Consider the following 23,965-nt stretch of genomic DNA (forward strand, 5'->3'; position numbering starts at 1 on the left):
TTACAGCAAATGCAAATCTTTCGCATGATGTTGTAGTTTTGCGTGCCACGGCGCACGGTCCACCCCTTTGGTCCAACCACACGATGCAGGAAAACCAATAATGATTCGAATGCCTCTGGCCTCCGCCAGTCTGCTGGCCATTGCCATCGCCCTCGCCGGTTGCGGTGAAGGCAAGGACGAAAAAGCCGCCGCGCCGCAAGCCCAGGCACCTGCTGCTGCCACCACCGCTGCGCCAGGGGCTGTCGACGAAGCAGCCGGCAAAGCCGTGGTCAAGCATTACACCGACATGGTCTACGCCGTGTACAGCGACTCGCTGAGCACTGCCAAGACGCTGCAGACCGCGGTCGACGCGTTCCTGGCCAAGCCCAACGACGAAACCCTGAAAGCCGCCAAGGAAGCCTGGTTCGCCGCGCGCGTACCGTACCTGCAGAGCGAAACCTTCCGCTTTGGCAACACCATCATCGACGACTGGGAAGGCCAGGTGAACGCCTGGCCCCTGGACGAAGGCCTGATCGACTACGTCGACAAGAGCTACGAGCACGCCTTGGGCAACCCGGGGGCCAGCGCCAACATCATCGCCAACACCGAGATCCAGGTGGGTGAAGAGAAGGTCGACGTCAAGGACATCACCCCCGAAAAACTGGCTAGCCTGAACGAGCTGGCTGGCTCCGAGGCCAACGTTGCCACGGGCTATCACGCCATCGAATTCCTGCTCTGGGGCCAGGACCTGAACGGCACCGGCCCTGGCGCTGGCAACCGCCCGGCATCCGACTACCTGGAAGGCCAAGGCGCTACCGGCGGCCACAACGACCGCCGCCGCGCCTACCTGAAAGCGGTTACCGACCTGCTGGTCACCGACCTCGAAGAGATGGTCGGCAACTGGGCACCGAACGTCGCCGACAACTACCGCGCCAAGCTGGAAGCCGAGCCCGTCAACGACGGCCTGCGCAAGATGCTGTTCGGCATGGGCAGCCTGTCGCTGGGCGAACTGGCTGGCGAGCGCATGAAAGTTTCGCTGGAAGCCAACTCGCCGGAAGACGAGCAAGACTGCTTCAGCGACAACACTCACTACTCGCACTTCTACGACGCCAAGGGCATCCGCAACGTCTACCTGGGCGAGTACACCCGCCCGGACGGCACCAAGCTGACCGGCCCTAGCCTGTCGTCGCTGGTCGCCAAGGTTGACCCGGCCGCCGATGCAGCCCTCAAGGCCGATCTGGAAGCCACCGAGGCCAAGCTTCAGGTGATCGTAGACCACGCCCTCAAAGGCGAGCACTACGACCAGCTGATCGCCGCCGACAACGCTGCCGGCAACCAGGTTGTACGGGACGCCATCGCCGCCCTGGTCAAGCAGACCGGCTCGATCGAGCAGGCCGCGGGCAAGCTGGGCATTGCCAACCTGAACCCGGACACTGCGGATCACGAGTTCTGATCCTGCTGTAGCGCTTCACCGCAAACGCCCGGCCTTGTGCCGGGCGTTTTCGTTTGCTGCCGGGTAAAACGCTTCCCGCTGCCTGGCGTGCGCGCAGATGCTCATCCTGTAGGCCTTCGATCAAACCTAACAGGAGGCACAGTGCTGCAGATTCTTGATGTCTGGGGCGAAGGCCGAATCGTCCAGCGCATGAATGGGGAAGACCTCATCACCGGATTCAACGATGCGTACAACCTGAACAAGGCTGGCCAGCTCATCTCCAACGGGCCGTTCGCTGGCGGGCACATTCCCAACCTCATCGTCGTATACGAATACGATGCTCCGGACTTTCCCCTCGACGACCATGCAGTCCCTCACGTGACGCTGATGGGCGCTCCGATCACCCACCGTGTGGCCGAGGAAATGTGCCGGGTAGTTGCCCGCCCCGGCAAGATCTACCTCTACGACCCCAACGAAACCGACCGCCGGATGTTCGAGGCAGTCGCCATTGACCATGGGATGCAGCTGCTCGGTCGCTTTCATCCCGCCGAGCTCGACCCCCCGTTCAACGAAATCACCTTGCTCGCGGCCTATGTCTATCGCGCCCCGACCAGCCCATTACCACGCCCGAAAACTGAACATTGAAAGGAAAACACTACATGGCCAACGTCACCTACTTACGCTCCATCGCCAATAACACCCCTTATACCTTGACCCTGATCGACGGTGAAAACCGCAGCAACAGCCTGGCAGTCGGCGCACAGCACGTCTGGAATGGCTCGCTGGCCATCCCGTGGATCGGCAGATCGACTGAGAACCACAAGGCCTTGCGCCTGATACTCGGCCCGTCTGCCGACACCAGCATCTGAATATTCCAGGATTACTGGCAACCTGCGCACATGGACGCGGTCAAGTGCATTACCGCCTCCTCCATGGAATACACCAGCGAAGAAGTCATCGAAGTCACCGGCGATAATCGCGGTGGTGGCAACAAGAACCTGATCGTCAACCTGGTCAACCGACACTTCATGCTCTATATGGCCTGACCAACCGCGCTCGCAGCGATTTCATCAAGCAAACGCAAATTGCTCTTATTCAATGATCCTGGGCCTGCTAAGCTGCACGCCGGTTTTTCGCTCACGCCCAGGATTCTCGATGTCCTTGTCGCTGTCCCGACTCCCCCCCCTGCTGCTGGCCCTGGCCTTGGCTGCCTGTGACGACGCCCCGCGTTTCACCCACGCCGAGCCCGGCGAAGCGTTGTCGGGTGGCCAGGCGACCGTGCAGCGCAGCGACCGCAATGCCTATTCCCTGCCCTCGGCCAACCTCTCGCCAGAGCTGCGCGTGGACTTCGCCGTGGGTAACAGCTTCTTTCGCAACCCTTGGGTGATCGCGCCGTCAACCACCACCGCGCGTGATGGTCTGGGCCCGTTGTTCAATACCAACGCCTGTCAGAACTGCCACGTGCGCGACGGCCGTGGCCACCCACCAGAGCCGGGCGACAGCAACGCGGTGGGTATGCTGGTACGCCTGTCGATCCCCGACCAACCCTACCTGGCCAAAGTGATCGAGCGCCTCGGCGTGGTGCCAGAGCCCGTCTACGGTACCCAGTTGCAGGACATGGCCATCCCCGGCGTGGCGCCCGAAGGCAAGGTGCGGGTGAGCTACACCCGCGAAACCGTGTCATTCAAGGACGGCCACCAGGTCGAGCTGCGCAAGCCGGCCCTGCAAATCACCCAGCTCGGCTATGGAGTGATGCACCCCGACACGCGCTTTTCTGCGCGGGTGGCACCACCGATGATCGGCCTGGGCCTGCTTGAAGCGATCCCCGAAGCCGACCTGCTGGCCAACGAAGACCCGGACGACCGTAACCGCGATGGCATCCGCGGGCGGGCCAACCGTGTGTGGGACGACGCCCAGGGCAAAACAGTGATCGGCCGCTTCGGCTGGAAAGCCGGGCAGCCCAACGTCAACCAGCAGAACGTGCACGCCTTTGCCGGCGACATGGGCCTGACCAGCACCCTGCTGCCCAACGACGATTGCACCCAGGCACAAACCGGCTGCCTGGCTGCGCCCAACGGCGATGGTGCCGATGGCGAGAAAGAAGTCAGCGACAACATCCTGCGCCTGGTCACGTTCTACACCCGCAACCTGGCTGTGCCGGCCCGCCGCGACGTCGGCTCGCCACAGGTACTGGCGGGCAAGAACCTGTTCTACCAGGCGGGTTGCCAAGGTTGCCACACACCGCAGTTCACCACCGCCGCCGACGCCACCGAACCCGCGTTGGCCAACCAGGTCATACGCCCCTACAGCGACCTCCTGCTGCATGACATGGGCCCGGGGCTGGCCGACGAGCGCACCGAATTCGCCGCCAACGGCCAGGACTGGCGTACGCCGCCACTGTGGGGCATCGGCCTGAGCGAAACGGTCAGCGGCCATAGCCAGTTCCTGCATGACGGCCGCGCCCGCAACCTGCTTGAGGCCGTGCTGTGGCACGGTGGCGAAGCCGAGGCGGCACGCAATTTCGTACTCACTTTCGATGCCGAGCAGCGCGCTGCGTTGCTCGCGTTCCTGAACTCACTTTAAACGCGCAAAGGAGCCGGGCATGTTCCGACCCAAACTGTTGTTCACCAGCCTCGCCGCACTCGCCCTCGGTGCCTGCTCGCCACAAGACCCGCAAGCAGTGACCTCCGCCGCCATCGCCAACCAGGTGATCCTGCCTACCTACAGCCGCTGGGTCGAAGCCGACCGTACGCTGGCTGCCAGTGCCCTGGCCTATTGCGAAGGCAAGGAAAGCCTGGACAAAGCCCGCGCCGACTTCCTCAACGCACAAAAAGCCTGGGCCGAGCTGCAACCGCTACTGGTCGGCCCGTTGGCTGAAGGCAACCGCGCCTGGCAGGTCCAATTCTGGCCTGACAAGAAAAACCTGGTCGGCCGTCAGGTCGAGCAACTGGTCAACGGCGACAAGCCGGTTGATGCTGAGGCTTTGGGCAAGTCCAGCGTAGTGGTACGTGGCTTGTCGGCCTATGAGTACATCCTGTTCGACAGCAAGCCGGACATCGCCACTGCCGAACAGAAAGCCCGCTACTGCCCGCTGCTGGTGGCCATCGGCGCACACCAGAAAGCCCTGGCAGAGGAGATTCTCAAAGGTTGGAACAGCACCGACGGCATGCTCTCGCAGATGACCAAGTTCCCCAACCAGCGCTACGCCGATTCCCACGAGGCTATCGCCGATCTGCTGCGCGCCCAGGTGACCGCCCTGGATACCCTGAAGAAGAAGCTCGGCGCACCGATGGGCCGTCAGAGCAAGGGCATCCCGCAGCCGCTGCAGGCCGAGGCCTGGCGCAGCCACAACTCGATGAACAGCCTGCAGGCCAGCCTCAAGGCCGCCGAAGCCGTCTGGGTCGGGGTAGACAACCAGGGCCTGCGCGGCCTGTTGCCCAGCGATCAGAAAGCGCTGGCGGACAAGATCGACGCCGCCTACGCTACCTCGCTCAAGTTGCTTGCCGACAACCAGAAAACGCTCGGTGAGCTGCTGGCCGACGACGCCGGCCAGCAAACCCTCAACCAGATCTACGACAGCTTGAACGTCGTCCACCGCCTGCACGAAGGCGATCTGGCCAAGGCGCTGAACATCCAGCTGGGCTTCAATGCCAACGACGGTGACTGATCATGCTGCGACGCCAGGCACTCAAACTCGGTAGCGTATTGCTCAGTGCCCTCACCTTGGGCGGCTGGAGCCTGTTCCGCAACAAAGGCAGCGAACCCTTGCTGCTCTCGGCGCGTGACAACGGCAACGGCCAGCACTATGCCGTAGGTTTTCGCCTGGACGGCACACAGGTGTTCAGCACCCAGGTCGCTCAGCGTTGTCATGCCATCATCCACCACCCCGAGCTGCCCATCGCCCTGTTCGTCGCCCGCCGCCCAGGCACCGAAAGCTACCTGATCGACCTGCGTGACGGGCGCCTGCTGCAAACGGTTGCCTCGCAGCCGAACCGGCACTTCTATGGCCACGCCGTCGTACACAAAGGTGGCGAATGGCTGTATGCCACCGAGAACGACACCACCGACCCCGGGCGCGGCGTACTTGGCGTGTACCGTTTCGAAGGCGAACGCCTGGTGCACACCGGTGAAATCCCGACCCACGGTATCGGCCCGCACGAGGTTGCCTGGCTGCCTGACGGTGAAACGCTGGTCGTGGCCAACGGCGGTATCCGTACCGAAGCCGAAAGCCGTGTCGAGATGAACCTCGACGCCATGCAACCGAGCCTGGTGCTGATGCAGCGCAACGGCACCCTGCTGAGCAAGGAAACCCTGACCCAGCAGATGAACAGCGTGCGACACCTGGCAGTGGCCAGCGATGGCACCATCGCCGCCTGCCAGCAGTTCATGGGCGATGCCGATGAAACTGCCGAGCTGCTGGCGATCAAGCGCCCGGGCGAGCCATTCAAGGCCTTCCCGGTGCCAGAGCGGCAACTGCAAGCCATGGCCCAATACACCGCAAGCGTTGCCATCCACAGCGAGCTGCGGCTGGTGGCGCTGACGGCACCGCGGGCCAACCGCCTGTTCGTCTGGGACCTGGACAGCGGCGCGGTGCGGCTGGATGCCCCGATGCCCGACTGCGCAGGCGTTGGCGCGGTGAAGGACGGCTTTGTCGTCACCTCCGGGCAGGGCCGCTGCCGGTTCTACGATTGCCGCAAGGCCGAACTGGTCGGGCAACCGATGAACCTGCCGTCCGGCTTCTGGGACAACCACCTGCATCTCGTCTGATTTTTCCGTTGCATTCACTGGCCTTCTCGCGGTTAAAGCCGATCCCACAGGGTTCTACACAGTCCCTGTAGGAGCGGCTTTAGCCGCGAAAAGGCCGCCACAGGCATTTACCCCCCCATCTCCGGAAAAACAGTCAATACTTCCCCCATCCACACGTGGGCAGGATCGCCCGTTGTCGTGTAGAAGCGAATAACAACTGCATCCAAGGAACCGGACCTATGCTGCGCCGCCGCATGCTCATCATGTTGGCCGTGGTTCTGCTGATCGTGCTGGCCCTGGGGGGTTACAAAGCCTTCTCGATCTACCAGCAGATCCAGATGTTCACTGCCCCCAAGCCCCCTATCACCGTGGCGGCTGCCATGGCTGAACAGCGCCCGTGGCAAGAGCGCCTGCCCGCTGTCGGCAGCCTCAAAGCGCTGCAGGGCGTGGATCTGAGCCTGGAGGTGGAAGGCATCGTCAAATCCCTGCACTTCGACTCAGGCCAGCAGGTCAAGGCCGGGCAACTGCTCTTGCAGCTCAATGACGATCAGGAAACAGCCCTGCTCGGTACCGCCCTGGCCGACCTGGGCCTGGCCAAGGTCGACTTCGGCCGTGGCAGCCAGCTGGTGGGCGATTCGGCCATCTCCCGCGGCGAGTTCGACCGCCTTTCCTCCCAGTACCGGCGCAACCAGGCAGTGGTCGAGCAGCTTAAGGCGCAGAAGATCAAGAAACGCATCAATGCGCCTTTCAGCGGCACCATCGGCATCCGCCAGGTAGACATCGGCCAGTACCTGGCCGCCGGCACTGTGATCGCCACCCTGCAAGACACCTCCAGCCTGTACGTAGACTTCAACGTGCCGGAACAGGCGCTGCCACACCTGAGCCTGGGCCAGCAGGTGCTGGTGCAAGTGGCCGCCTACCCGGGTCAGCGCTTCCCCGGCAGCCTCAGCGCCATCAACCCCAAGGTCGAGGAAACCACGCGCAACCTGCTGGTGCGAGCCACCATGGCCAACCCCGACGGCAAACTGCTGCCAGGCATGTTCGCCAGCCTGTTGATCCTGCTGCCCAACCCGCAGCCGCAAGTGGTGGTGCCGGAAAGCGCCATTACCTACACCCTGTATGGCAACTCGGTGTATGTCGCCTCACCGAAAAAGGACAAGGACGGCAAGCCGGAATACGACGACAAGGGCCAACCCCAGCTGGTCGCCGAACAGCGCACGGTAAAGACTGGCGAGCGCCGAGACGGCGTGGTTGTAGTCAGCGAAGGCCTGCAGGCCGGGGAACAGGTGGTCACCGCCGGGCAGCTGAAACTCACACCCGGTGCCGCAATACGCATTGGCCAGGACAACGCCCTCAAGCCCGAACCGGGCGCAGCGGCCAAGGACTCAGGAGGCTGACATGGCGTTCACCGACCCGTTCATCCGCCGCCCGGTGCTGGCCAGCGTGGTCAGCCTGCTGATTCTGCTGCTCGGCTTCCAGGCCTGGAACAAGCTGCAGATCCGCCAGTACCCGCAAATGGAAAACGCCCTGATCACGGTCACCACCGCCTACCCCGGGGCCAACGCCGAAACCATTCAGGGTTATATCACCCAGCCATTGCAGCAAAGCCTGGCCAGCGCCGAAGGCATCGACTACATGACCTCGGTGAGCCGGCAGAATTTCTCGATCATTTCCATTTACGCGCGCATTGGCGCCGACAGCGACCGGCTGTTCACCGAGCTGCTGGCCAAGGCCAATGAGGTGCGAAACAAGCTACCCCAGGACTCCGAAGACCCGGTACTGAGCAAGGAAGCTGCCGACGCCTCGGCGCTGATGTACGTCAGCTTCTACAGCAAGGAAATGAGCAACCCGCAGATCACCGACTACCTGTCACGGGTTATCCAGCCCAAGCTGGCCACTCTGCCGGGCATGGCCGAGGCGGAGATCCTCGGCAACCAGGTGTTCGCCATGCGCCTGTGGCTGGACCCGGTGAAGCTGGCCGGTTTCGGCCTTTCGGCTACCGACGTGACCAATGCCGTGCGCCGCTACAACTTCCTTTCCGCCGCTGGCGAGGTGAAAGGCGAATACGTGGTCACCAGCGTCAACGCCAGCACCGAACTGAAGTCGGCCGAGGCGTTCGCCGCCCTGCCGCTCAAGACCAGCGGTGACAGCCGCGTGCTGCTGGGCGATGTGGCGCGGGTCGAGATGGGCGCAGAAAACTACGACACGGTCAGCTCGTTCGACGGCACCCCGTCGGTCTATATCGGCATCAAGGCCACCCCGGCCGCCAACCCGCTGGATGTCATCAAGGAAGTGCGGCGCATCATGCCTGAGCTGGAAAGCCAGCTGCCCTCGTCACTGAACGTATCGATTGCCTACGACGCCACGCGGTTCATCCAGGCCTCGATCGACGAAGTGATCAAGACCTTGGGCGAAGCGGTGCTGATCGTCATCGTGGTGGTGTTCCTGTTCCTCGGTGCCCTGCGCTCGGTACTGATTCCGGTGGTGACCATACCGCTGTCGATGATCGGTGTACTGTTCTTCATGCAGATGATGGGCTACTCGCTCAACCTGCTGACCCTGCTCGCCATGGTGCTGGCCATCGGCCTGGTGGTGGACGATGCCATTGTGGTGGTGGAAAACATTCACCGGCACATGGAAGAAGGCAAGTCGCCGTTCGACGCAGCCCTGGAAGGCGCGCGCGAAATTGCCATGCCAGTGGTGTCCATGACCATCACCCTTGCCGCCGTGTATGCACCGATCGGCTTCCTCACCGGGCTCACCGGTGCGCTGTTCAAGGAGTTTGCCCTGACGCTGGCCGGGGCGGTGATCATTTCCGGTATCGTTGCCCTGACCCTGTCACCGATGATGTGCGCCCTGCTGCTGCGCCGGGAGCAGAACCCGAGCGGCCTGGCCCACCGCCTCGATCAGCTGTTCGAACGACTGAAAGGGCGCTACCAGCGCGTGCTGCACGCCACCCTCGACAGCCGGCCGGTGGTGCTGGTGTTTGCCGTGATCATCCTGTGCCTGATCCCGGTGCTGCTCAAATTCACCCAGAACGAACTGGCGCCCAACGAGGACCAGGGGGTGATTTTCATGATGAGCAGCTCGCCTCAACCGGCCAACCTCGACTACCTCAACGCCTACACCGACCAGTTCACACCGCTGTTCAAGGCCTTCCCCGAGTATTACTCGTCGTTTCAGATCAACGGCTTCAACGGCGTGCAGACTGGTATCGGTGGTTTTTTGCTCAAGCCCTGGAACGAGCGCGAACGCACACAGATGGAGCTACTGCCGCTGGTGCAGGCCAAACTCGAGGAAATCAGCGGGCTGCAGATCTTCGGCTTCAACCTGCCGTCGTTGCCCGGCACTGGCGAGGGCTTGCCATTCCAGTTTGTGATCAATACCGCTGGCGACTACCCGGCACTGCTGGACGTGGCCCAGCGCATCAAGACGCGCGCTCAGGCATCGGGCAAGTTCGCCTTCCTCGATATCGATCTTGCCTTCGACAAGCCCGAAGTGGTGGTGGACATCGACCGGGCAAAGGCGGCGCAGATGGGGGTGTCGATGGACACCCTCGGCGGCACCCTGGCGACCCTGCTGGGCGAGGCGGAAATCAACCGTTTCACCCTTGAAGGCCGCAGTTACAAGGTGATCGCCCAGGTTGAACGGCCTTACCGCGACAACCCCGGCTGGCTGAACAACTACTACGTGAAGAACGACCAGGGCCAGTTGCTGCCGCTGTCGACCCTGATCACCCTCACCGACCGCGCTCGCCCACGCCAGCTCAACCAGTTTCAGCAACTGAACGCTGCGATCATCCAGGGCGTCCCCATGGTCAGCCTGGGCGAAGCGCTGAAGACCGTGCAGGACATCGCTCGCGAAGAGGCCCCGGAAGGCTTTGCCTTCGACTACGCCGGCGCGGCCCGCCAGTATGTACAGGAAGGAAGCGCACTGTGGGTCACCTTCGGCCTGGCGCTGGCGATCATTTTCCTCGTGCTGGCTGCACAGTTCGAAAGCTTCCGCGACCCGTTGGTGATTCTGGTGACAGTGCCGTTGTCGATCTGTGGCGCGCTTTTGCCGCTGTTCCTGGGCGTGTCGAGCATGAACATCTACACCCAGGTTGGGCTGGTGACATTGATCGGGCTTATCAGCAAGCACGGTATCCTGATCGTCGAGTTCGCCAATCAGCTACGCGATGAGCGTGGCCTGAGTGTGCGCGAAGCGATCGAGGAAGCAGCGGCCATTCGCCTGCGGCCGGTGCTGATGACCACTGCGGCTATGGTGTTCGGCATGGTGCCGCTGATTCTGGCAAGCGGGGCCGGAGCGGTCAGCCGGTTTGACATCGGTATGGTGATTGCCACCGGGATGTCGATTGGCACGCTGTTTACCTTGTTTGTGTTGCCGTGCATCTACACCCTGCTGGCGCACAAGGCGAGCGCCAAGGCACCTGCAATCGCTTGAACCCTACCTGGGGGCTTGCCCGCGAAGAGGCCGGTAAGCCAGACGCAAAAAGCCAAAGGCCCCGCAATCGCGAGGCCTTTGGCTTTTCCAGCTAACGCAGGGTTCATCCCTGTGGCCGCAACCCTTGACGCAGGCCAAACAGGAACAGCAAAAGGTCCTGGTCCGGCTCGCTCCGGGCCTGCTGCTGCGGTTTTGCATCCCGCGGCAACGCGCACTGGTCTGCCATCTCAGCCTTGCTGAACACGGTTGGCCTCGGCTCTTCCCAGGCAGCCACCGCCACGGTGGTCACCGCCAGGCCAGCTACCAGGAACAAAGCTCGAGCAATTTCTAGTTTCATTACTCTAACCCTTTGACAGCGCTGCCAAACGCCATCTTGTAAAAGTAGAGCAGCGTCCGCCATTCCGCGTCATTGAGCGACGAATGGCGGCGTAGCTGACGCAAGTCATTGCCGGCCGCCCGCTGGCAGCTGATACGCCGCCTGCACTTTTCCAGGTCCAGCAGCGCCACTTCGACGCGGGCCTGCTCGCCCTCGCCGATTACCTTGATGAATACGTGCTTGCCATACAGGCAGCCGTGCTGCCAGTGCCCCAGGTGCATCCGCGCCAGGTTGTCCGCCAGGTCCTTGAGCATGCGCTCATGCACCACCTGCGGGTAACGCTCGCGGGCACCTTCGGCATGCCAGGTGTCGAGTTCGACAAAACCGTCCAGCGCTTCGCTGACCAGCAGCGCGCGCCACTGGTGCTCGGCATCGCGTTGCGCGCCACAGAAGACGATGCGCGGTACACGCACGCCCAACTGCTCGAAACTGTTCAGTGCATCGAGTTCACGCAACACGGTCGGCCGGCCAAAAGGGTGCAACAGGCTGCGGTAGATATGCCCGACCTGGCGTTTGGCATACAACAGCTTGCCATCGGCATCGTTGAGGCGTTGCACGCCACTCTCGCCGCCGCGGCGCTGGTTAGGCTCCTCGACCCACTCGCCTTGCTGGCGCCAGTAAAAATCGAACTGCGCTTCCCCTTTATGGGCTACAGCCATCAAACACTACCCCTTACGCAATACATAGACCCGCCACATGGCATAGAACGGCAGGAAGTCGAGGCGTTCCTGGATTCTGAAGCCGGCGGCCCTGAATTCTTCTTCGACCGTTTCGGCAGGTAACACGAAACGGTTCTGGTAATTATCCTGTTCGGCCTTGGCGCTACGGCGCTGCTCCAGCTTTTTCCGGCGCCAGGCCTTGAAGTTGCCATCCACCCACAGTGACAGGATCACGCTATCACGGCTAACCCGTTGAAATTCCGAAAGAATGGTCTTTCTGTGCGCCGACTCGCCAATGTGATGGAACAGGCGCATGCAGAAAATACTGTCCACCGCGTTATCTGGCAGGTCGATGGCAAATGCAGAAGTCTGCAAAGGCCGTACCCGTGCCACCACTTCTGGCGGTTGCGCCGCACAGGCTGTCTCGATCATGGCCTCGGAGTTGTCGGCACCGATGATTACCCGATTGGGCTTTTCCGCCAACAGCGGCCAGAAACGGCCCGCTCCGCATGGCAGGTCGAGTACCAGGCCAGGCTCGCCCGCCAATGCCAAGGCGCGGCGCGCCAACTGCTCATCTCGCTTGTGGGAAAGGCGTCGCGCCAGGCCGTCCTGGTGCTTGAGAAAGTACTCGCGTGCATGATCTTTGTCGTACTTCTCGGAAAATTCAAGCTTGATGGGGCTACGCATTGGGCATCTCCTGACTCCATTGCGCCCACACTAGTCATGCAAGCGTTGGAATCAGGTCATGCCAATGTGAAAAAAACGTTGGGCACCAGTTGACCTGATACAAGAAATTACTCGACCAGGGCGTCCGGGTCGCCTTTGGCCGCGGTGTTGCTCAGGTCCACCTGGAAGCGGCAGCCATGCGGCAAGGTGGATGTCAGGGTGACACGCCAACCTTGGTCGTCGCAGATCCGCTGCACCAGCGAAAGCCCCAGCCCAAGCCCCTCGCCACGCCGTTCATCGCCGCGCACGAACGGCCTGAACATGGCCTCACGCTGCTCTTCGGGGATACCCACGCCGCTGTCCTCTACGCTGAAACCGTTGGCTTCCAGGCTCAGGCGGATATACCCACTGTCGGTGTAGTGCGCCGCATTGCGCAGCAGGTTGCCCATTACCGACTGCAGGAAGGTGGCGTTGTACAGCACAGGGCTAGCGCTCACGCGGCCATCGAAATACAGGGTGAGGCCTTTCTGTTCGATGGTGTCGCGCCACACCCCGATGAGCTCGTCGGCCACTTCGCGCAGGGTCGCCCGTGACGCCACTGCCCCCTCATCACGCTGCGCGCGGGCCAACATGAGGAAGGTCTTGACCAGCTCGCGCATCTCTTCGGTGGCCCGCGCCACGCGCTCCACCTGGCTACGCGCACGGGCATCGAGGCCGGGGTTTTCCATCAGAAGCTCACACGACGTAGCCAACACCATCAACGGCGTGCGCAGTTCGTGGCTGACGTCGCTGGTGAACAGCCGCTCGCGGGTCAGCGCATCACGCAGGCGGCCCAGGGTGTCGTCGAAAGCCACTGCAAGCTGGCCGACTTCGTCTGCCGCATAATCCGGAGCCAGCGGCGGGGCCAGGCCCAGTAGTTGATCGCGGTGGCGCACCTGGCGCGCCAGGCGGATGACCGGTGCCATTACCCGACGTGCAACCAGCCAGCCAAGGATGACCGCCAGCACCAGGCTGAGCACGAAGCCCACCACAACCACGGCAAACAGCACGCGCTCGCGCTCCTCGAAGTCGCTCTGGTCCTGCAGCAGTACATAACGGCGACCATCGACGATCTCGACCATGGCGTGGTAGGACAGCTGGTCTCGGAACACCTCGTGGAAACCGCGGTCGAGGTGACGCAGGTCCTTGGGCAGCTCGAAGTCGTCACGCCCGCCGCTGAAATAGAACAGCTGGTCTGGGCGAGGCCGATGACTCCAGTCACTGACGCTGTCCATACGCAGCAGGCGCTGCAGGTCACCGCCCAGTACCGAGGAAATCAGTCGCTCTTCGACCAGGTGCACCGTGCCGACGATACCGAATGCGAAGGCCCCGGCCACCAGCGCGCTCATCAGGGCAAAGGCGATGATGATGCGCTGGGCAAGGCTTTGCTTAAACTCCATCGCGGCCCTCGGCGAGGCGATAGCCGACGCCATGGACGGTATGCAGCAACGGTTTTTCAAACGGTTTGTCGATCACCTGGCGCAGTTGATGCACATGGCTGCGCAGGCTGTCGCTATCAGGGCAGTCGTCGCCCCACAAGGCTTCTTCCAGCACCTCGCGGCGCAGTACGTGCGGGCTTTTCTGCATCAGTACCGCCAGCAGCTTGAGGCCGACCGGGTTGAGCTTCAGCAGACGACCCTGGCGGGTTACCTCGAGGGTATCGAGGTCGTAGCTCAGGTCAGCCACCTGCAGGGTGCGGCGCCCACCGCCCTGGGCACGGCGCAGCACCGCTTCGATGCGCGCCGCCAGCTCCGACAGGGCAAATGGCTTGAGCAGGTAGTCGTCAGCCCCCGAGCGGAAGCCCTGCAGGCGGTCGTCCAGCTGGTCACGGGCAGTGAGCATGATCACCGGCGTGTCACGGCGGGCATCTTCGCGCAGGCGCTTGCACAGGGTGTAGCCATCGATGCCTGGCAGCATGATGTCGAGTACGATCAGGTCGTAGTGTTCGGTGGCGGCCAGATGCAGCCCGGACAGGCCATCCTGGGCGCAGTCGACGGTGTAGCCTTTCATGCCCAGGTAATCGGCCAGGTTGGCCAGGATATCGCGGTTGTCTTCAACCAAAAGAATGCGCATCGGTTTCTCCTGTGCGGCGCTTCTCGCTGTGGTGCGCGGCAGGCGCAGCTTAAGGCCTATGCCTGCACGGTGCCAGCCCTGGGGAAAATTCACCGCACTTGACGGTTTTTTCACTGATCCTTCACGGACACAGGATAGCGGGCGGCCGACAATACCCGATCTTTTTCGCGCCCTGGAGCCGTCATGCAGCAACGCACCCGCCCTCGCCCTATCAACTACTGGCTGTACCTGGGAATTCCCCTGGCGACTGCGGTGGCCTTGATCCTGCTGGAGCTGACTTCAGTCGACATGGATGTCGCCAACCTGTTCTTCGACCCCGCTGCCGGGCAGTTCATTGGCCGCCACAGTTACCTGTTGGAAAACATCCTGCATGATCGGGTCAAGCAAGTGGTGATCCTGTTGGGGGTGATATCGCTGCTGACCTTTGCCGCGAGCTTTTTCTGGAAGCGCCTGTTTGGCTGGCGCCGTGAACTGGGCTGCCTGGCGCTGGCACTGGGCTTGTCCACGGCGTTTGTCACGCCGCTGAAAAAAGTCACCCAGGTGCAGTGCCCCTGGAGCCTGACCCAGTTTGGCGGCACCGAAACCTACAGCAAGCTGCTGGAACCACGGCCGCCTACCGACAAGCCTGGCCTGTGCTGGCCGGGCGGGCATGCAGCGACCGGTTTCTGCCTGTTCGCCTTGTTCTTCATGCTGCGGGATCGCAAGCCGCGTCTGGCACGGGTGGCGTTTGTAGTGGCCTTGACAGCAGGGTCGATACTGTCGGTGGGCAGGATGATGCAGGGGGCGCACTTCCTGTCGCACAATGTGTGGACGGCAGTGTTCTGCTGGTTGATCGGATTGGGGTCGTATTACCTGGTTCTCTATCGGCGGGGGCTGGCCGAGGTGCCCGTCGCCGAGCGCAGCGCCGCATGAAAGAGGGGCCGCTTTGCGGCCCTTCGCACTTCAAATGCTACTCAGGCATGCTCGACGAACACATCAGCAAACACCTGTCCCCGCGGTACCCCTGTCATGAACATGCGCCGGGCAAACCGCTCGACACTCCCCGGTGCCCCACACAGCAGCGCCACCGTCTGTCGCGACAACAGCCGCATCCCGGCCAACGCTTCATCCACATGCTCCACCAGCACCAGCTCGACACTGACCCCTGGCAGCTTCAGCAGCTTCTCCGCCAGATAGTGCCCAGCCGGATCCCGCGCCACATGCACCACCCGGATTTCGCCCCGATGCCCCCGGCGCAACGCTTCGCGCAAGATACCCCAGAGCGGCGCCAGCCCGGTTCCCGCAGCCAGCAACCACAGCGGCCGCTCCTGCCAATCAGGGTCGTAATGAAGGGCTCCGCCTCTGAACTCCCCCAAACGCATCTCATCGCCGACCTGCAGACCACGCGCCTTGTCGCAAAAGGCACCAGGCCGCTGGCAATCGATATGAAACTCGAGAAAATCATCCTCGCCCGGCAGGCTGGCCAAGGAATAAGGCCGAGCAACCGCGCCTAGCCACAGCACCACGTGCTGCCCCGCCTGATAACGCACCACCCGATCGGGGCGCAACCGCAGGCGCAACACATCGCCAAACCAGTCCAACGCACAGACCTGCGCCGGTACGCCACCCTGCTGGGGGTCGTACAACGCCACACGCAGGTCCTCGAACACCCGGCACTGGCAAGCCAGACGCCAGCCCTGGGCGTGTTTCTCCAATGCCAATGCCTCGGGCAAAGCGTCTGCCGGTTGCCCTTCCAGGCAGCGCACCAGGCAGGCGTGGCAACTGCCCGCGCGGCAACTGTAAGGCACATTCAGCCCCGCCTCGTTGAGGGCATCGAGCAGGTTGCTGCCAATGGGCACCAGCCAGCGGCGCTCGCCCACGCAAATTTCGGGCATGTTCGGTACATCTCCTGCTGTCCAAGGCTCACTGTAAGCCAAGCAGAGCACACCAGCAAAATAGATGCCTGCACGCTGCCGACCATGGTCCAGACCGGCCGCAGGTGTGCCGGGCACGGATGCGCGCTATACTGCCGCGCCTTTTTCCGTCGGCCTGACCTGCCGGCGCCTTGCAAGGCGCTTCGACGTGCTGGTCGGCTATGTCGAGCGTCTTTTTGAATGTTCCCGTCTTTAAGAGGAGCGCGCTGCATGACCGTGATCAAGCAAGACGACCTGATTCAGAGCGTCGCCGACGCCCTGCAATTCATCTCGTACTACCACCCCGTCGATTTCATCCAGGCCATGCACGAGGCCTATCTGCGTGAGGAATCGCCTGCTGCACGCGATTCCATCGCCCAGATCCTGATCAACTCGCGCATGTGCGCCACCGGCCATCGTCCAATCTGCCAGGACACCGGTATCGTCACCGTGTTCATCCGCGTGGGCATGGACGTGCGCTGGGACGGCGCCACCATGAGCGTCGACGACATGATCAACGAAGGTGTGCGTCGCGCCTACAACCTGCCTGAAAACGTCCTGCGCGCTTCGATCCTGGCCGACCCGGCCGGTGCCCGCAAGAACACCAAGGACAACACCCCGGCAGTGATCCACTACTCCATCGTCCCCGGCGACAAGGTGGAAGTCGATGTCGCAGCCAAGGGCGGCGGCTCGGAAAACAAGTCGAAGATGGCCATGCTCAACCCGTCCGACTCGATCGTCGACTGGGTACTGAAGACCGTGCCGACCATGGGTGCTGGCTGGTGCCCGCCTGGCATGCTCGGCATCGGCATCGGCGGTACCGCCGAGAAGGCCGCGGTCATGGCCAAGGAAGTGTTGATGGAGTCCATCGACATTCACGAACTGAAAGCCCGTGGCCCACAGAACCGCCTGGAAGAAATCCGCCTGGAGCTGTTCGACAAAGTCAACCAGCTGGGCATCGGCGCCCAGGGCCTGGGTGGCCTGACCACCGTGCTCGACGTCAAGATCATGGATTACCCGACCCACGCGGCGTCCTTGCCGGTGTGCATGATCCCCAACTGCGCCGCTACCCGCCACGCCCACTTCGTGCTTGATGGCACCGGCCCGGCAGAACTGGAAGCGCCGTCGCTGGACGCCTACCCGGAAATCGTCTGGGAAGCCGGCCCAAGCGCCCGTCGCGTCAACCTCGACGACATCACCCCGGAAGAAGTTGCCAGCTGGAAGCCAGGCGAAACCATCCTGCTCAACGGCAAGATGCTGACCGGCCGCGATGCCGCGCACAAGCGCATGGTTGAAATGCTCAACCGTGGCGAAGAGTTGCCGGTAGACCTGAAAGGCCGCTTCATCTACTACGTCGGCCCGGTCGACCCGGTGGGTGACGAAGTGGTAGGCCCAGCCGGCCCGACCACTGCTACCCGTATGGACAAGTTCACCCGCCAGATCCTTGAGCAGACTGGCCTGCTGGGCATGATCGGCAAGTCCGAGCGTGGCCCGACCGCCATCGAGGCGATCAAGGACAACAAGGCCGTGTACCTGATGGCCGTTGGCGGCGCTGCCTACCTGGTCGCCCAGGCCATCCGCAAGTCGAAGGTACTGGCCTTCGCCGAGCTGGGCATGGAAGCGATCTACGAGTTCGAGGTCAAGGACATGCCGGTGACCGTCGCCGTGGACAGCAACGGTGAGTCGGTACACATCACTGGCCCTGCCCTGTGGCAGAGCAAGATTGCCGAAAGCCTGGCCGTCGAAGTGAAGTAACCTGATGTAACTGCGGCGGCTGCTTCGCGGGCAAGCCCGCGATGAGGCCGCCACAGTCATCACAGGACTCTCTCGAACTGCTCCGGCCAGTCCCGCCAGGTAAACACCTGCCCTTCCCGCCTCACCCGCCGCACTTCCTCCAAATCTACCTCACACACCAGCCACTGGCTGCAGTCCGGGTTCAGCTGCTCGCTCAACGCTACCACACCGTCCCCCGGCATCCCGTGATCCGGCGGCACGAACAAGCCTGCCCGGCCGATATTCTCGTCCAATGCCGGCGACCAGGGCGCCACGCCCACCGTAGGGCTCTGCAACACGGCAATCTGGTTCTCCAGGGCGCGCGCCTGGGCGCCAATACGCACCCGGTGGTAACCGGCTTCGGTATCGGTACAACTTGGCGCCAGGATCAGGTCGGCACCACACTCGGCCAGGCGGCGGGCCAGCATCGGGAACTCGTTGTCGTAGCAGATCAGGATGCCCAAGCGCCCCAGTTCGGTTTCGAACACCTGCAGCCCCTGGCCTGCAGCGATGTCCCACTGCTCGCGCTCGAAGCGGGTCATCATCAGTTTGTCCTGATAACCCAGCACACCTTGGGGGCCGAACAGCCAGGCACGGTTGCGGTAGCGCCCATCGTTGTCCAGCACCGGCACACTGCCCGGTTGCAGGTAGATCCCCCAGCGTCGGGCAAGGCTCTCGCACAACGCTTTCCAGGGTTCGATCAGCGGCTGGATGCCGGCAATCGAAGCCTTCAGGTCTTCCCGCTGCCCGGCATTCAGCTGGCCGCTCAGCACCAGCCCGGCGTACTCCGGCAACAGCAGCAAGCGTGCCCCCGCCTCCACCGCTTCGGCGCACAGGCCTTGCAGGTGGTCGGCGTAGGCGTCCCAGGTTTCGTGCAGCTCGATGGCGTACTGGCAGGCTGCCAGGCGGATCATATCGGCAGTGCCTTGAGCCAGAACGACATCAGCTTGTCGGAGCTTTCCTGCTCGTCCAGATCGCGCCAGGCGTAGGTGGTACGCAGCGACGGGTCGTGCAGGAAGCCGCGGTTGCGCCAGAAGCCGTGCAGGGGTTTGTATTCGGCTGGCCGGCGCGGGTGCGCACCGGGGCGCTCGACCGCGCAGAACGCGCAGTAATCGAACTCGGCCAGTTTGTGTGCGTAGGACTCGCGCTCGATGAAGAAGCGAACTCCCAGGCCCTGACCGCGGTATGCCGGCAACACCAGCGACTCACCGAAGTAGTACACACTGGCCGGGTCGCGCCCCTGGGCCAGGAATGGCTGCTGGAATTCGGGCGCGACATCCACCAGCGGCAGGCCGGTAGAGGCGCCGACCACCTTGCCGTCGTCCAGCGCCAGCACAACCAGGCTGCGCCCGGAGCGGGCATAGTTGGCCAGGTAGTCGGCCTCGTACTCCGGGGTGCCGTCGTAAAGGTAGGGGAACTCGCGGAACACAGTAAGGCGCAGGCGAGCGAGGTCATCGATGTAAGGCGCGATAGCGGCACCGTGCAACAGGCGTATTTCCATGTTTGGCGGTCGTTTTGTCGATGTGGATGACGCGCTCGGCTAAGCCGGGCTTGAGGGGAAACCCTATCATCCGAGTTAACGACCCGCCTTTTCCCTACACGACAGGAAATGTTCCATGACCGCAACCGAACTGGTAAATGCTTACTACGCCGCCTTCAACGCGGGTGACATGCAGGCGTTTCTGGCGCTGCTCAGCGAAGACGTGATCCACGACATCAACCAGGGCGAGCGCCAGATGGGCAAGGCCAGGTTCGCCGCGTTCATGGAAAAGATGAACCGCTGCTACCGCGAGCGCCTGGCCGACATCGTGGTGATGCAGAACGCCGATGGTAGCCGCGCGGCGGCGGAGTTCACCGTGCATGGCCAATACCTGGCCGATGACGAAGGGTTGCCGACAGCAAACGGCCAGACCTATGTGCTGCCGGCAGGGGCGTTCTTCTATATTCACTGTGGCAAGATTGCCCGGGTCACCAACTACTACAACCTCAATGACTGGGTGGAGCAGGTTGCCTGAAGCAACCCGCTGCCAATTCAATCAAGCCTGTCAGACAATACGCGTGCCCAGCACTTGCAGGAACGCCGCCAGCCAGGCCGGGTGCGCGGGCCATGCCGGTGCGGTCACCAGGTTGCCATCCACATGCGCCTGGTCCACCGCGATGTCGATGAACGTGCCACCCGCCAGGCGCACTTCTGGCGCACATGCCGGGTATGCGCTGCACTCACGCCCCTCCAGCACCCCTGCCGCCGCCAGCAGCTGGGCACCATGGCACACCGCCGCAATCGGCTTGCCGGCCTGGTCGAACGCCCGCACCAGGTCCAACACCTTTTCATTCAGGCGCAGGTACTCCGGCGCCCGGCCACCCGGGATCAGCAGCGCGTCATAACTCTCGGGCCGCACCCGCACGAAATCATAATTCAGGGCAAAATTGTGCCCAGGCTTTTCGCTGTAGGTCTGCTCACCCTCGAAGTCATGAATCGCGGTACGCACGGTCTGCCCCGCCAGCTTTTCCGGGCACACCGCATGCACCGTGTGGCCCACCATGCTCAAGGCCTGGAACGGCACCATCGCTTCGTAATCTTCGACGTAGTCGCCCACCAGCATGAGAATTTTCTTCGCCGTCATCTCGCCCACTCCTTCGGTTAACTGTGAATAGTCACTGCACGATAGCCGCTGTCAGTCACGGCGGTCGAGGAAGTTGACCACCAGCCGATCGAGCCAGCCCCAGATCCGTTGCTTCACCCTGCGCCACAAAGGGCGCGCATGCCAGTGGGCGAGGTCGACTTCTTCGCTCTGGGCGAAGTCGCGCTCGAAGCTGGCCACCACCGCCGCTGTCAACGGCGGGTCGAGCGCTTCGATGTTGGCTTCAAGGTTGAAGCGCAAGTTCCAGTGGTCGAAGTTGCACGAACCGACGCTGACCCAGTCGTCTACCACAGCCATCTTCAGGTGCAGGAAGCACGGCTGGTACTCGAAAATCCGTACGCCCGCGCGCAACAGACGCGGGTAGTAACGATGCCCGGCGTAGCGTACCGAGGGGTGATCGGTACGCGGGCCGGTCAACAACAGACGCACGTCCAGGCCCTTGCTGGCAGCCCGGCGCAACGACCGGCGCACGCTCCAGGTCGGCAAGAAGTACGGCGTGGCCAGCCACACCCGTTTCTGGCCGCTGTTCAGCGCCCGTACCAGCGCGTGCAGGATGTCCTGGTGCTGGCGGGCGTCGGCATAAGCGACCCGGCCCATGCCCTGCCCCTGCGCAGGCACCTTGGGCAGACGCGGCAGGCCAAAGCCTTCAGCAGGGCGCCAGGCGGTGCGGCGGTTGTTGGCTTGCCACTGACGGTCGAACAGCAACTGCCAGTCGCTCACCACCGGCCCCTGCATCTGCACCATCACTTCGTGCCATTCGCTGGTCGCCTCACCCGGCGTCCAGAACTCGTCGGTAACGCCCGTCCCCCCCACCACTGCCCAACGTTCGTCAACCAGTAGCAATTTGCGATGATCACGGTAGAGGTTACGCAGGCCACGCTTCCAGCGCAGGCGGTTATACCAGCGCAAGTACACGCCAGCGTCCAGCAGGCGCTGACGCAACGCGCTGTTGAAGGCCAATGAACCGTAGTCATCGAACAGGCACCGCACTCGCACGCCACGCCGGGCAGCCTGCTCCAGCGCGTCGACCACCGCCTCGGCACAGGCACCGGCCTCGACCAGGTACAGCTCCAGGTCAACCTGAAACTCGGCACGCATGATCGCCAGGAGCATGCGCGGAAAGAACGCAGGGCCGTCGATAAGCAGTTCGAACTGATTGCCATCCCGCCAGGGGAAGACCGGCCCCGCCATGTCAGCGCGCAGTGAAGATCAGCACCGCGCTAACCGGTACCGACGGGTTGATGGACTTCAACCTGGCGAACTTGCGCAGGCTTTCCAGCCCCGGCAGCAAGCCAAAATCTTCGGCGCGCAGCACCAGAGGCTCAAGGGTCACCACCTGAAAGCGCCGCGCATCCAGGCGGGTGGCCAGCAACAGGACATTGTAGCTGTGCGACTGGCCATGCAGGGTGACCGTCAGCGGCAGGCGCAATTCGATCTGTGCACCGTCGGCCAGGTCATTGATCGGCTGCAGGTCGATCTGTGCCTTCACTGTGGCCTCGGCGAAGCGCTCGACCTCGAACAGGTTGTCGCGCATTTGCTCGTCACGCAGCGGAATACCGCTGCTCACCGAGTCCATCTCGATCCTCAACCCGGCCATACCCTTGCGATCGACCGTGCCATGCAACACCAGAAAGCGATGCACTTCGGCGGTGTCGCCGTTCTTGCCGGTGATGAACGACAGCCGTGAAGATTCGCCATCCAGGTGCCAATTGGCATGAGCGGGCAGGCACAAAGCCAGCAATAAGGCAGGCAGCAGACGGGGCAACTTGAACATGACAGATCTCGTGAAACCAGGCCGCCAACCTTACCCGCCTGCATTCATGGCAGCAAGCGGCAGCCCTCACGCGCGCTTTGCCAGGCCGCCTGGCTGCGCCGCCCCAGGCCTTCAGCGGTGACTCGCTGCTGCTGGCTGTTTTCCTCCAGCAGGCTCAGTGGCAGCCACTGCTTCACGTACCCTTGGCAGTACACCTTGTCGAAGCCCATGACAAAGCGGCAGGAACAATATTCCTTGGCCGAGTAGGCCGAGAGTATGCCGGGGAAGTCCGCCAGCGCCTGGCGTTCCTGCCAGGCCCAGTACAGGAGCCCTGCCAGCGCCAGCAGCAATAACCGCTTCATGCCCCCTCCCCGGCCAGTACCGCCAGCACCCGCTTGAGCAATTCGTCGTGTCGATAGCTGCTGTCGCGGTCATCGGCGTAGCGCACGATCACCAGCCTTTGCTCAGGTAGCACATATAACGCCTGCCCCCAGTGGCCAAGGGCGGCGAAGGTGTCTGCGGGTGCACTGGGCCAAGGCCGTTCGGCGCCAGCCAGCGGCTGGTTGAGCCACCAGTGGCCGCCCGGGATGGCCTCGCCAGGCAGCGCCTGGGCCTGGGCAAACGGGGTGCGGTTGAAGGCTACCCAGGCTTTGGGCAGCAATTGTCGGCCCTGCCAGCGCCCGTCGCGCTGCATCAGCAGGCCAATACGGGCCAAATCGCGGGCACTGAGGTAGAGATAGGAAGAGCCTACGTAGGTGCCTGCCCGGTCACGCTCCCACACCGCACTGCCGATACCCAACGGGGTGAACAGTGCGTGCCAGGGGTAGTCGGGGTACTGCCCGGCATCGAGCATGCCACGCAGCGCGGCGGCCAGCAGGTTGCTGTCGCCGCTGGAGTAGAGGAACCGCTGACCGGGGCTGGCGGCGGCACCCCGGGCCGCCGCGTAGGCGGCCATGTCTGCGCGGCCACGGGTATACAGCATGGCCACTACCGAGGACTTCAGCGGCGCGTATTCGTAGTCTTCCTGCCACTCGAGGCCACTGGCCCAGTGCAGCAGGTCGGCCACGCGCACGCCTGGGTGGGCGCGCATGGGGGGATAGAAGCGGCTGACCGGGTCTTGCAGCTGGAAGCGGCCTTCGCCCTGGGCTACGCCCATTACCGTGGCCAGTATGCTCTTGCTTACCGACCAGGTCAGGTGCGCGGTGGCGGCGCGGGTGGGCGCGGTGTAGCGCTCGTGGAGGATACGCCCGTCGCGGATGATCAGCAGAGCGTCCGTGCGGATGCCGTTGCGCTCCGAGGGGGAGCGTGCAGGAAAGGCGTAGGCGTCGACGGCCTGCCAGTCGAGGGTGGCAGGGTCGTTCTGCCACTGCGGGTCAGGCCAGTCTTCAGCTTTGGCGCTACCTGCAACCAGCGCAAGGATGACCAACAGTACCTTCATCGAGCTCGCCTTGATTGGGGCTGCTGTGCAGCCCTTCGCGGGCAAGCCCGCGCT

The 23,965-nt window shown here is 63.1% G+C and carries 23 protein-coding genes and 1 pseudogene; 11 read left to right on the forward strand and 13 right to left on the reverse strand.

Going from position 1 to position 23,965, the window contains the following annotated elements:
• Window positions 1-100 precede the first annotated feature (100 nt).
• From C4Q27_RS06595 to C4Q27_RS06630, 8 genes and pseudogenes are all read left to right on the forward strand, one after another.
• Entirely contained in the window at window positions 101-1,432 is a 1,332-nt protein-coding gene (locus tag C4Q27_RS06595) for an imelysin family protein (RefSeq protein ID WP_010952117.1), read from the forward strand.
• 141 nt (window positions 1,433-1,573) lie between these two features.
• Entirely contained in the window at window positions 1,574-2,056 is a 483-nt protein-coding gene (locus tag C4Q27_RS06600) for a hypothetical protein (protein WP_064492398.1), read from the forward strand.
• Between the two features lie 14 nt (window positions 2,057-2,070).
• Window positions 2,071-2,457: pseudogene (locus C4Q27_RS29960) on the forward strand (hypothetical protein).
• Between the two features lie 109 nt (window positions 2,458-2,566).
• Window positions 2,567-3,994 carry a di-heme oxidoredictase family protein gene (locus C4Q27_RS06610; protein WP_064492397.1) on the forward strand — a complete coding sequence of 476 codons (1,428 nt, stop codon included), beginning with the start codon at window positions 2,567-2,569 and terminating at the stop codon, window positions 3,992-3,994.
• 19 nt (window positions 3,995-4,013) lie between these two features.
• Window positions 4,014-5,078 carry an imelysin family protein gene (locus C4Q27_RS06615; protein ID WP_010952113.1) on the forward strand — a complete coding sequence of 355 codons (1,065 nt, stop codon included), beginning with the start codon at window positions 4,014-4,016 and terminating at the stop codon, window positions 5,076-5,078.
• A 2-nt stretch (window positions 5,079-5,080) separates the two neighbouring features.
• Window positions 5,081-6,178 carry a DUF1513 domain-containing protein gene (locus tag C4Q27_RS06620; RefSeq protein WP_012051291.1) on the forward strand — a complete coding sequence of 366 codons (1,098 nt, stop codon included), beginning with the start codon at window positions 5,081-5,083 and terminating at the stop codon, window positions 6,176-6,178.
• A gap of 218 nt (window positions 6,179-6,396) precedes the next feature.
• Window positions 6,397-7,554 (forward strand): efflux RND transporter periplasmic adaptor subunit, encoded by a 1,158-nt coding sequence (locus tag C4Q27_RS06625; RefSeq protein ID WP_064492396.1) that lies wholly within the window; start codon window positions 6,397-6,399, stop codon window positions 7,552-7,554.
• Between the two features lies 1 nt (window position 7,555).
• A complete protein-coding gene (locus C4Q27_RS06630; RefSeq protein WP_064492395.1) occupies window positions 7,556-10,600 on the forward strand; it encodes a multidrug efflux RND transporter permease subunit in 3,045 nt (1,014 codons plus the stop codon).
• Window positions 10,601-10,703: 103 nt separating this feature from the next.
• Here C4Q27_RS06630 and C4Q27_RS06635 read toward each other — a convergent pair whose 3' ends face one another.
• The 5 genes from C4Q27_RS06635 to colR form a co-directional block, all read right to left on the reverse strand.
• Window positions 10,704-10,937 carry a hypothetical protein gene (locus C4Q27_RS06635; RefSeq protein ID WP_047603320.1) on the reverse strand — a complete coding sequence of 78 codons (234 nt, stop codon included), beginning with the start codon at window positions 10,935-10,937 and terminating at the stop codon, window positions 10,704-10,706.
• A complete protein-coding gene (locus tag C4Q27_RS06640; RefSeq protein WP_049586448.1) occupies window positions 10,937-11,635 on the reverse strand; it encodes a lipopolysaccharide kinase InaA family protein in 699 nt (232 codons plus the stop codon). Before C4Q27_RS06640 ends, C4Q27_RS06635 begins: the two co-directional genes overlap by 1 nt.
• A gap of 6 nt (window positions 11,636-11,641) precedes the next feature.
• A complete protein-coding gene (locus C4Q27_RS06645; protein WP_010952107.1) occupies window positions 11,642-12,322 on the reverse strand; it encodes a class I SAM-dependent methyltransferase in 681 nt (226 codons plus the stop codon).
• Window positions 12,323-12,429: 107 nt separating this feature from the next.
• Window positions 12,430-13,740, reverse strand: a complete 1,311-nt coding sequence (locus C4Q27_RS06650) for a HAMP domain-containing sensor histidine kinase (RefSeq protein ID WP_064492394.1) — start codon at window positions 13,738-13,740, stop codon at window positions 12,430-12,432.
• Complete coding sequence (colR, locus tag C4Q27_RS06655) at window positions 13,730-14,413, reverse strand: two-component system response regulator ColR (protein ID WP_003255215.1); 684 nt, start codon at window positions 14,411-14,413, stop codon at window positions 13,730-13,732. Before colR ends, C4Q27_RS06650 begins: the two co-directional genes overlap by 11 nt.
• Before the next feature lie 183 nt (window positions 14,414-14,596).
• On the opposite strand from colR, the gene C4Q27_RS06660 reads away from it, so the two are divergent.
• Window positions 14,597-15,325: a phosphatase PAP2 family protein gene (locus C4Q27_RS06660; protein ID WP_064492393.1), complete on the forward strand. Its 729-nt coding sequence runs from the start codon at window positions 14,597-14,599 to the stop codon at window positions 15,323-15,325.
• A gap of 41 nt (window positions 15,326-15,366) precedes the next feature.
• Here the strand turns inward: C4Q27_RS06660 and C4Q27_RS06665 are convergent, their stop codons facing one another.
• Complete coding sequence (locus C4Q27_RS06665; RefSeq protein WP_064492392.1) at window positions 15,367-16,287, reverse strand: iron-sulfur-binding ferredoxin reductase; 921 nt, start codon at window positions 16,285-16,287, stop codon at window positions 15,367-15,369.
• A gap of 249 nt (window positions 16,288-16,536) precedes the next feature.
• Here C4Q27_RS06665 and C4Q27_RS06670 point away from each other — a divergent pair, with 249 nt between their 5' ends.
• On the forward strand, window positions 16,537-18,060 hold the full coding sequence (locus C4Q27_RS06670) for a fumarate hydratase (RefSeq protein WP_003255232.1): 1,524 nt from the start codon (window positions 16,537-16,539) through the stop codon (window positions 18,058-18,060).
• Window positions 18,061-18,119: 59 nt separating this feature from the next.
• On the opposite strand, the gene C4Q27_RS06675 is transcribed toward C4Q27_RS06670, so the two are convergent.
• Together C4Q27_RS06675 and C4Q27_RS06680 are read right to left on the reverse strand one after the other, a co-directional pair.
• On the reverse strand, window positions 18,120-18,992 hold the full coding sequence (locus tag C4Q27_RS06675) for a carbon-nitrogen hydrolase family protein (protein ID WP_104886651.1): 873 nt from the start codon (window positions 18,990-18,992) through the stop codon (window positions 18,120-18,122).
• The gene (locus C4Q27_RS06680) at window positions 18,989-19,579 is read right to left on the reverse strand and encodes a GNAT family N-acetyltransferase (RefSeq protein WP_003255235.1); all 591 of its coding nucleotides are present in this window, start codon (window positions 19,577-19,579) and stop codon (window positions 18,989-18,991) included. Before C4Q27_RS06680 ends, C4Q27_RS06675 begins: the two co-directional genes overlap by 4 nt.
• A gap of 115 nt (window positions 19,580-19,694) precedes the next feature.
• Here C4Q27_RS06680 and C4Q27_RS06685 point away from each other — a divergent pair, with 115 nt between their 5' ends.
• On the forward strand, window positions 19,695-20,093 hold the full coding sequence (locus C4Q27_RS06685; protein WP_064492390.1) for a nuclear transport factor 2 family protein: 399 nt from the start codon (window positions 19,695-19,697) through the stop codon (window positions 20,091-20,093).
• Window positions 20,094-20,123: 30 nt separating this feature from the next.
• On the opposite strand, the gene C4Q27_RS06690 is transcribed toward C4Q27_RS06685, so the two are convergent.
• The 5 genes from C4Q27_RS06690 to C4Q27_RS06710 are packed head-to-tail and all read right to left on the reverse strand — an operon-like array spanning window position 20,124 to window position 23,911.
• Window positions 20,124-20,702 carry a DJ-1/PfpI family protein gene (locus tag C4Q27_RS06690; protein ID WP_003255238.1) on the reverse strand — a complete coding sequence of 193 codons (579 nt, stop codon included), beginning with the start codon at window positions 20,700-20,702 and terminating at the stop codon, window positions 20,124-20,126.
• Window positions 20,703-20,753: 51 nt separating this feature from the next.
• Window positions 20,754-21,911, reverse strand: coding sequence for a phosphatidylserine/phosphatidylglycerophosphate/cardiolipin synthase family protein (locus C4Q27_RS06695; protein ID WP_104886652.1), 1,158 nt, complete (start codon window positions 21,909-21,911; stop codon window positions 20,754-20,756).
• Window position 21,912: 1 nt separating this feature from the next.
• Window positions 21,913-22,494 carry a YceI family protein gene (locus C4Q27_RS06700; RefSeq protein ID WP_003255241.1) on the reverse strand — a complete coding sequence of 194 codons (582 nt, stop codon included), beginning with the start codon at window positions 22,492-22,494 and terminating at the stop codon, window positions 21,913-21,915.
• Between the two features lie 44 nt (window positions 22,495-22,538).
• Entirely contained in the window at window positions 22,539-22,835 is a 297-nt protein-coding gene (locus C4Q27_RS06705; protein WP_064492388.1) for a hypothetical protein, read from the reverse strand.
• The gene (locus tag C4Q27_RS06710) at window positions 22,832-23,911 is read right to left on the reverse strand and encodes a serine hydrolase (protein ID WP_064492387.1); all 1,080 of its coding nucleotides are present in this window, start codon (window positions 23,909-23,911) and stop codon (window positions 22,832-22,834) included. The genes C4Q27_RS06705 and C4Q27_RS06710 overlap by 4 nt, the downstream gene beginning before the upstream one ends.
• Window positions 23,912-23,965 lie beyond the last annotated feature (54 nt).

This window comes from Pseudomonas sp. SWI36 (genome assembly GCF_002948105.1).
In the GTDB taxonomy this organism is placed as follows: Bacteria; Pseudomonadota; Gammaproteobacteria; order Pseudomonadales; family Pseudomonadaceae; genus Aquipseudomonas; species Aquipseudomonas alloputida.

Excerpts from the sequence above, each read along its gene's own strand:
- C4Q27_RS06595 (WP_010952117.1), top strand. The coding sequence starts at position 101 with ATGATTCGAATGCCTCTGGCCTCCGCCAGTCTGCTGGCCATTGCCATC.
- C4Q27_RS06610 (WP_064492397.1), top strand. The coding sequence starts at position 2,567 with ATGTCCTTGTCGCTGTCCCGACTCCCCCCCCTGCTGCTGGCCCTGGCC.
- C4Q27_RS06615 (WP_010952113.1), top strand. The coding sequence starts at position 4,014 with ATGTTCCGACCCAAACTGTTGTTCACCAGCCTCGCCGCACTCGCCCTC.
- C4Q27_RS06620 (WP_012051291.1), top strand. The coding sequence starts at position 5,081 with ATGCTGCGACGCCAGGCACTCAAACTCGGTAGCGTATTGCTCAGTGCC.
- C4Q27_RS06625 (WP_064492396.1), top strand. The coding sequence starts at position 6,397 with ATGCTGCGCCGCCGCATGCTCATCATGTTGGCCGTGGTTCTGCTGATC.
- C4Q27_RS06630 (WP_064492395.1), top strand. The coding sequence starts at position 7,556 with ATGGCGTTCACCGACCCGTTCATCCGCCGCCCGGTGCTGGCCAGCGTG.
- C4Q27_RS06635 (WP_047603320.1), bottom strand. The coding sequence starts at position 10,937 with ATGAAACTAGAAATTGCTCGAGCTTTGTTCCTGGTAGCTGGCCTGGCG.
- C4Q27_RS06640 (WP_049586448.1), bottom strand. The coding sequence starts at position 11,635 with ATGGCTGTAGCCCATAAAGGGGAAGCGCAGTTCGATTTTTACTGGCGC.
- C4Q27_RS06645 (WP_010952107.1), bottom strand. The coding sequence starts at position 12,322 with ATGCGTAGCCCCATCAAGCTTGAATTTTCCGAGAAGTACGACAAAGAT.
- C4Q27_RS06650 (WP_064492394.1), bottom strand. The coding sequence starts at position 13,740 with ATGGAGTTTAAGCAAAGCCTTGCCCAGCGCATCATCATCGCCTTTGCC.
- colR (WP_003255215.1), bottom strand. The coding sequence starts at position 14,413 with ATGCGCATTCTTTTGGTTGAAGACAACCGCGATATCCTGGCCAACCTG.
- C4Q27_RS06660 (WP_064492393.1), top strand. The coding sequence starts at position 14,597 with ATGCAGCAACGCACCCGCCCTCGCCCTATCAACTACTGGCTGTACCTG.
- C4Q27_RS06665 (WP_064492392.1), bottom strand. The coding sequence starts at position 16,287 with ATGCCCGAAATTTGCGTGGGCGAGCGCCGCTGGCTGGTGCCCATTGGC.
- C4Q27_RS06670 (WP_003255232.1), top strand. The coding sequence starts at position 16,537 with ATGACCGTGATCAAGCAAGACGACCTGATTCAGAGCGTCGCCGACGCC.
- C4Q27_RS06675 (WP_104886651.1), bottom strand. The coding sequence starts at position 18,992 with ATGATCCGCCTGGCAGCCTGCCAGTACGCCATCGAGCTGCACGAAACC.
- C4Q27_RS06680 (WP_003255235.1), bottom strand. The coding sequence starts at position 19,579 with ATGGAAATACGCCTGTTGCACGGTGCCGCTATCGCGCCTTACATCGAT.
- C4Q27_RS06685 (WP_064492390.1), top strand. The coding sequence starts at position 19,695 with ATGACCGCAACCGAACTGGTAAATGCTTACTACGCCGCCTTCAACGCG.
- C4Q27_RS06690 (WP_003255238.1), bottom strand. The coding sequence starts at position 20,702 with ATGACGGCGAAGAAAATTCTCATGCTGGTGGGCGACTACGTCGAAGAT.
- C4Q27_RS06695 (WP_104886652.1), bottom strand. The coding sequence starts at position 21,911 with ATGGCGGGGCCGGTCTTCCCCTGGCGGGATGGCAATCAGTTCGAACTG.
- C4Q27_RS06700 (WP_003255241.1), bottom strand. The coding sequence starts at position 22,494 with ATGTTCAAGTTGCCCCGTCTGCTGCCTGCCTTATTGCTGGCTTTGTGC.
- C4Q27_RS06705 (WP_064492388.1), bottom strand. The coding sequence starts at position 22,835 with ATGAAGCGGTTATTGCTGCTGGCGCTGGCAGGGCTCCTGTACTGGGCC.
- C4Q27_RS06710 (WP_064492387.1), bottom strand. The coding sequence starts at position 23,911 with ATGAAGGTACTGTTGGTCATCCTTGCGCTGGTTGCAGGTAGCGCCAAA.